This is a genomic window from Chryseobacterium sp. VD8 (genome assembly GCF_037149975.1).
Classification (GTDB): domain Bacteria; phylum Bacteroidota; class Bacteroidia; order Flavobacteriales; family Weeksellaceae; genus Chryseobacterium; species Chryseobacterium indicum.
In genome coordinates this window covers 1-6,413 of the sequence record NZ_JBBCQL010000247.1, presented here as the reverse complement: position 1 = coordinate 6,413, position 6,413 = coordinate 1, and the positions used below count along the sequence as shown (strand labels likewise).

The 6,413-nt window shown below is 42.3% G+C and carries 2 protein-coding genes, 2 tRNA genes, 2 rRNA genes and 1 pseudogene; all 7 read right to left on the bottom strand.

Annotation, left to right across the window (positions count from 1 at the left end):
* Positions 1-1,440: ribosomal RNA gene (locus WFK35_RS19375) — 23S ribosomal RNA — on the bottom strand; the annotation flags it as partial.
* 154 nt (positions 1,441-1,594) lie between these two features.
* Positions 1,595-1,671, bottom strand: a tRNA-Ala gene (locus WFK35_RS19370).
* A gap of 84 nt (positions 1,672-1,755) precedes the next feature.
* Positions 1,756-1,829: transfer RNA gene (locus WFK35_RS19365), tRNA-Ile, on the bottom strand.
* 195 nt (positions 1,830-2,024) lie between these two features.
* Positions 2,025-3,541: ribosomal RNA gene (locus tag WFK35_RS19360) — 16S ribosomal RNA — on the bottom strand.
* A 1,122-nt stretch (positions 3,542-4,663) separates the two neighbouring features.
* The gene (locus tag WFK35_RS19355; RefSeq protein WP_235132886.1) at positions 4,664-5,023 is read right to left on the bottom strand and encodes a VanZ family protein; all 360 of its coding nucleotides are present in this window, start codon (positions 5,021-5,023) and stop codon (positions 4,664-4,666) included.
* The gene (gene gcvH, locus WFK35_RS19350) at positions 5,016-5,393 is read right to left on the bottom strand and encodes a glycine cleavage system protein GcvH (protein WP_336733997.1); all 378 of its coding nucleotides are present in this window, start codon (positions 5,391-5,393) and stop codon (positions 5,016-5,018) included. The genes WFK35_RS19355 and gcvH overlap by 8 nt, the downstream gene beginning before the upstream one ends.
* 111 nt (positions 5,394-5,504) lie before the next feature.
* A pseudogene (locus tag WFK35_RS19345) lies at positions 5,505-6,413 on the bottom strand (cell surface protein SprA); the annotation flags it as partial.

Sequence of the window (6,413 nt, the reverse complement as noted above, 5' to 3'; positions counted from 1 at the left end):
GACACTTCCGTCCGTCTTCAATAGCTACATCGAACCGTCCCCTTTTTAGTGTGAGCAAGTATGGGAATATTAACCCATTGTCCATCCACTACCCCTTTCGGGTTCGCGTTAGGTCCCGACTAACCCTCAGCTGATTAGCATGGCTGAGGAAACCTTAGTCTTTCGGTGAGGGGGTTTCTCGCCCCCTTTATCGTTACTTATGCCTACATTTTCTTTTCTATAAGCTCCACAATACCTCACGATACTGCTTCGGCGCCGATAGAATGCTCTCCTACCAGATATAATTAATTATAAATCCATAGCTTCGGTATTCTGTTTATGCCCGATTATTATCCATGCCGGACCGCTCGACTAGTGAGCTGTTACGCACTCTTTAAATGAATGGCTGCTTCCAAGCCAACATCCTAGCTGTCAATGCAGTCCAACCGCGTTGCTTCAACTTAACAGAAATTTGGGGACCTTAGCTGTTGGTCTGGGTTCTTTCCCTCTCGGACATGGACCTTAGCACCCATGCCCTCACTGCCGTAGAACATTTATTAGCATTCGGAGTTTGTCAGGAATTGGTAGGCGGTGAAACCCCCGCATCCAATCAGTAGCTCTACCTCTAATAAACTTATATACGACGCTGCACCTAAATGCATTTCGGAGAGTACGAGCTATCTCCCAGTTTGATTGGCCTTTCACCCCTACCCACAGGTCATCCGAAGACTTTTCAACGTCAACCGGTTCGGTCCTCCACTTTGTGTTACCAAAGCTTCAACCTGCCCATGGGTAGATCACAAGGTTTCGCGTCTAATCCTACTAACTATGCGCCCTATTCAGACTCGCTTTCGCTCCGGCTCCGTAACTTAATTACTTAACCTCGCTAGTAAAATTAACTCGTAGGCTCATTATGCAAAAGGCACGCCGTCACAGAATTAATCTGCTCCGACCGCTTGTAGGCGTACGGTTTCAGGTTCTATTTCACCCTTCTATTCGAAGTGCTTTTCACCTTTCCTTCACAGTACTTGTTCACTATCGGTCTTTCAGGAGTATTTAGCCTTGGAGGATGGTCCCCCCATATTCAGACAGGATTTCACGTGTCCCGCCCTACTCATTTATCATCTATGTATGCCTTTCATATACGGGGCTATCACCCTCTACGGCTGTTCTTTCCAGAACATTCTATTAAACATATAAAGACTTTTGGGCTAATCCGCTTTCGCTCGCCACTACTTACGGAATCTCTTCGATTTCTTTTCCTCCGGGTACTTAGATGTTTCAGTTCTCCGGGTTTGCTCCTCCTAAGAGGTAATACATCTTCAATGTATTGGGTTGCCCCATTCGGACATCTGCGGATCAATTCGTGTGTGCCAATCCCCGCAGCTTTTCGCAGCTTACCACGTCCTTCGTCGCCTCTGAAAGCCTAGGCATCCGCCATACGCCCTTAACGATTTCTTTCCTATTTTTAGGTTACTCAAGCACTTATAAGTGCTCGGTTTTCTCTTTGTGATGTCTTTACCGTTAATGTCAATGATCTTATTTCTACTTCTGATCTAATTCGCAAATATTGTTTTTGGCTCTATCTGCTTTTTTAAAATTAAACCATCTATGATGGTGGAGAATAAGGGAGTCGAACCCTTGACCTCCTGCGTGCAAGGCAGGCGCTCTAGCCAGCTGAGCTAATTCCCCCTCTAGGTGCTGTTGGCTTTTTGCTAATTGCTGTTGGCTTTTTTTGCCATCAGCCATAAGCGATTTGCCAGCCGCCTTAATTAGTAGTCTCGGGCAGGCTCGAACTGCCGACCTCTACATTATCAGTGTAGCGCTCTAACCAGCTGAGCTACGAGACTTTGTATGAGTAATGGGTGATGAGTTATAAGTAATATACTTTTTCCCATTCTTCATTTCTCAATCTCTTTCCCTTTTACTAATTTCTAGTGGGTGTGTATTATGATATATCAACCAAATAAAAAACTAAAGCTTTACTTTAAGTAAGTACTGTGTACTTGCGTACTAATTTTGTTTTTCGTCTTTAAGACGCTCTAAAATGAGATGTTCCAGCCGCACCTTCCGGTACGGCTACCTTGTTACGACTTAGCCCTAGTTACCTGTTTTACCCTAGGCAGCTCCTATTACGGTCACCGACTTCAGGTACCCCAGACTTCCATGGCTTGACGGGCGGTGTGTACAAGGCCCGGGAACGTATTCACCGCGCCATGGCTGATGCGCGATTACTAGCGATTCCAGCTTCATAGAGTCGAGTTGCAGACTCCAATCCGAACTGAGACCGGCTTTCGAGATTTGCATCACATCGCTGTGTAGCTGCCCTCTGTACCGGCCATTGTATTACGTGTGTGGCCCAAGACGTAAGGGCCGTGATGATTTGACGTCATCCCCACCTTCCTCTCTACTTGCGTAGGCAGTCTCACTAGAGTCCCCAACTGAATGATGGCAACTAGTGACAGGGGTTGCGCTCGTTGCAGGACTTAACCTAACACCTCACGGCACGAGCTGACGACAACCATGCAGCACCTTGAAAATTGCCCGAAGGAGGATCTATTTCTAAATCTGTCAATTCCCATTTAAGTCTTGGTAAGGTTCCTCGCGTATCATCGAATTAAACCACATAATCCACCGCTTGTGCGGGCCCCCGTCAATTCCTTTGAGTTTCAAACTTGCGTTCGTACTCCCCAGGTGGCTAACTTATCACTTTCGCTTAGTCTCTGAATCCGAAAACCCAAAAACGAGTTAGCATCGTTTACAGCGTGGACTACCAGGGTATCTAATCCTGTTCGCTCCCCACGCTTTCGTCCATCAGCGTCAGTTAAGACATAGTAACCTGCCTTCGCAATTGGTGTTCTAAGTAATATCTATGCATTTCACCGCTACACTACTTATTCCAGCTACTTCTACCTTACTCAAGACCTGCAGTATCAATGGCAGTTTCATAGTTAAGCTATGAGATTTCACCACTGACTTACAGATCCGCCTACGGACCCTTTAAACCCAATAAATCCGGATAACGCTTGCACCCTCCGTATTACCGCGGCTGCTGGCACGGAGTTAGCCGGTGCTTATTCGTACAGTACCTTCAGCTTTCCACACGTGGAAAGGTTTATCCCTGTACAAAAGAAGTTTACAACCCATAGGGCCGTCGTCCTTCACGCGGGATGGCTGGATCAGGCTCTCACCCATTGTCCAATATTCCTCACTGCTGCCTCCCGTAGGAGTCTGGTCCGTGTCTCAGTACCAGTGTGGGGGATCACCCTCTCAGGCCCCCTAAAGATCATTGACTTGGTGAGCCGTTACCTCACCAACTATCTAATCTTGCGCGTGCCCATCTCTATCCACCGGAGTTTTCAATAATAAGTGATGCCACTCAGTATATTATGGGGTATTAATCTCCCTTTCGAAAGGCTATCCCCCAGATAAAGGCAGGTTGCACACGTGTTCCGCACCCGTGCGCCGCTCTCAAGATTCCGAAGAATCTCTACCGCTCGGCTTGCATGTGTTAGGCCTCCCGCTAGCGTTCATCCTGAGCCAGGATCAAACTCTCCATTGTATGTTTGTCTGACTCACTCAAAGTTTTGACGCTTTAGTTTTTCCTTACTTGGTTGTTATATTGTATGTCAATGATCTTCATTTCTTCCGCTTCCTACAAAACTCATTATCTGTCGTTTTCGTTTCGTATTTGCGAGTGCAAAAGTAATAACTTATTTTGATGTGACCAAATGTTTTTCAAGAAAATTTTAAAGTTTTTTTTCTGTAACCTTAACCCCTCTCTAAACACTCAATCTATACTCTCCTGCGCTTCCCCGTTTAGGGACTGCAAAGATACAAATCTTTTTCATTCCCGCAAATCTTATTTTATATTTTTTAAAAAAAAAGTTTAAAATAAAACCCGCTTTAATCTGTAGCTTTAAAAAGACTTTTACCGTCTTCCCTCAGGATTCATTAAGTAATATTGCTTAGCTAAAAAGCTCTTCTGCGCTTACTGATGCTCTATCGTTTTTCAGTGGGGCAAAGATAGAGACTTTAACCCTCCGCTTCCAAATATATTTAACATAATATTTAAGCCATATACACGATTGTGGGTAACTTCATGCTCTAAAACACTGGTTTATTTATCTTTATAGGAATATCCATAGTTTTCCACATTAAACGATTTGATATTTTTGATTTTGAAAAACCATTGAACGGGCAGTGAAATCATGGAAAAAAGACGGAAATATTGCGTTCTGCAGGAAAATTTTGTTGGATTGAATGGGAGAATGGATGGGTTTGAGGATTCAAATAAGGGAAAGGAGGAAGTCTATGGGTGAAAAAAGGAGTTAAAGAGGAAAGGTTTATTGAAAAAGTTAAGTATTGACTTTTGAGATCGTCTCTTTTCTTTATTATATATGTATTTAAAAATCCAGTATAAGATTAGCATCTCTTGAGGCACCTACAAATGAAAGGTCTGTCGGCATTTCAATAAGGTTTCCGAAATTTAGGCCCGATAGGAACGGCATCCTTTTGGGTTGCGGGCGGAGCGAAGCGGAGCCCGTAACCCAAAAGATAAAGTGGATAGCGGGAAATAGCTTCTTATAAAGAAAGGAATTTTTGAAGGGGAGAAAGTTCTAAAACAAAGGTGATATTTTTTAAGATCGATTTGTTACTTTAAACAACCTTTTTTTAGGGGCAATTAAAGAAATCGCTTGGCTAGAATTTTATAAAAATAGTATCCTATTAAGCAGCCCACCGTGTCGGCAACAATATCTAAAGTTTCCATTGACCTTCCCAATCCCATTTCTTCCTGAAGGATCTCGGTAAGAAATGCGTAAAGCAAAATGATCTGAATGAAATAGTAAAAACGGATTTTTGGAAAAGCAGCAATAAAAAGGAAACCTAATGCTGCAAAGATGCTTAGATGCAAAATCTTGTCTATACCGCTGAACATAAACCAATATTCGTGGTTTTCTTCACCGGGCTTGAGGAGCATATAAGTAAGAAATGCCCAATAAATGGGCAATATCTTACTGAATATTTTTGAAATCTTATCCAATGATTGACTGGTATTCTTCCGCAGAAAGTAATTCTGAATGATCTGCACCTTCAGCAACTTCTAATTTGATGATCCATCCGTTCCCATAAGGATCTGAATTTAATAATTCCGGCTGATCTTCCAATTCTGAGTTGAATTCGATCACTTTTCCTGAGATTGGCAAGAATAAATCTGAAACTGTTTTTACAGCTTCTACACTTCCGAAAACCGCACCCCCTTCAAGATCATCATCTACAGTGTCTACATCTACGTAAACGATATCTCCCAATTCTCCCTGTGCGAAGTCTGTAATACCGATTGTAGCAATGTTTCCTTCAATCTTGATCCATTCGTGATCTTTCGTGTACTTTAATTCTAATGGTGTGTTCATTTTTAATTTTTTATTTGTACAAATGTATTCAAAATTCCAGAAGGTTCAAATATCGGATATAAAAAATGTCCCTCAAAAACTGAGAGACATTTAAATTTATTTTCGTTCTAATTAGAAACCTCCTGAGTTTCCGAATGTAAACGTTGCAGAAATACCTGCTCTGATCGTTGACAGCGGGAACGCGGTAGAGATTTTGTATTTAGAAGTCATCTGCTCATAGAATACTCTAAGATTAAGGTTTTCAGAGACATTATAATCTGCTGACACTTTAATATTCATCAGTCTCTGTCCTCCGGTAATCTGAGAATCATCAAGCAGAATATTCGTAATACTGGTTTTACTGTCTCTCAGTGAAAAATCCCCTCTGATATTAAGGTCGCTTCCTTTCGCTTTTCCTCTTCCTCTCACGTTCGTCATTCCCAGTCTGAAGTTTCTGATGATATATCCTACTCTTACAACATATTCGCTGTTTGAATCCTCTGTTAAAGTATGGTTGACCAATCCCAGTAACAATGTTCTTAACCTATTATACTGAATACCCAACTGGATATTGTTTCTCATCGTCATATCTACTCCAATCAGCGGCGAGAAGTTTTCTACGTAACCTACCTGAGCAAAAGTGAACGGATTGATATAATCATCATTAATATCTCTCTGCGTTGCATTGTAAGAATTAAGACTGTTGAAGGAATCGATACTCGACTGAATTCCTGTTGCTGTATAAGTCGCCTGATAAGAATGCAAAAGATCAAACTTGGAGAACTGTCCGTTAATGATCGGGATATTTCTCAATCCTGAGTAAGTGATCTTCCAGTTTGGAATCGGAAGCCCTGCTTTTTTAGGGTTTTTCATTTCTTTTACCGTTTTACCTTCAACTGCAGCCCGGAACGCAGGAATTAAAATGTATGCATTTGAAATTCCGTATCCGTCTTTAAATCCGTTCGGTTCTAAAGCTCCCTGCATTTGCTGAGATAAAGCCTGTGCATTCTGTCTGATTGCCTGATAAATTGCCGCTCCGTC

Excerpts from the sequence above, each read along its gene's own strand:
- gcvH (WP_336733997.1), bottom strand. The coding sequence starts at position 5,393 with ATGAACACACCATTAGAATTAAAGTACACGAAAGATCACGAATGGATC.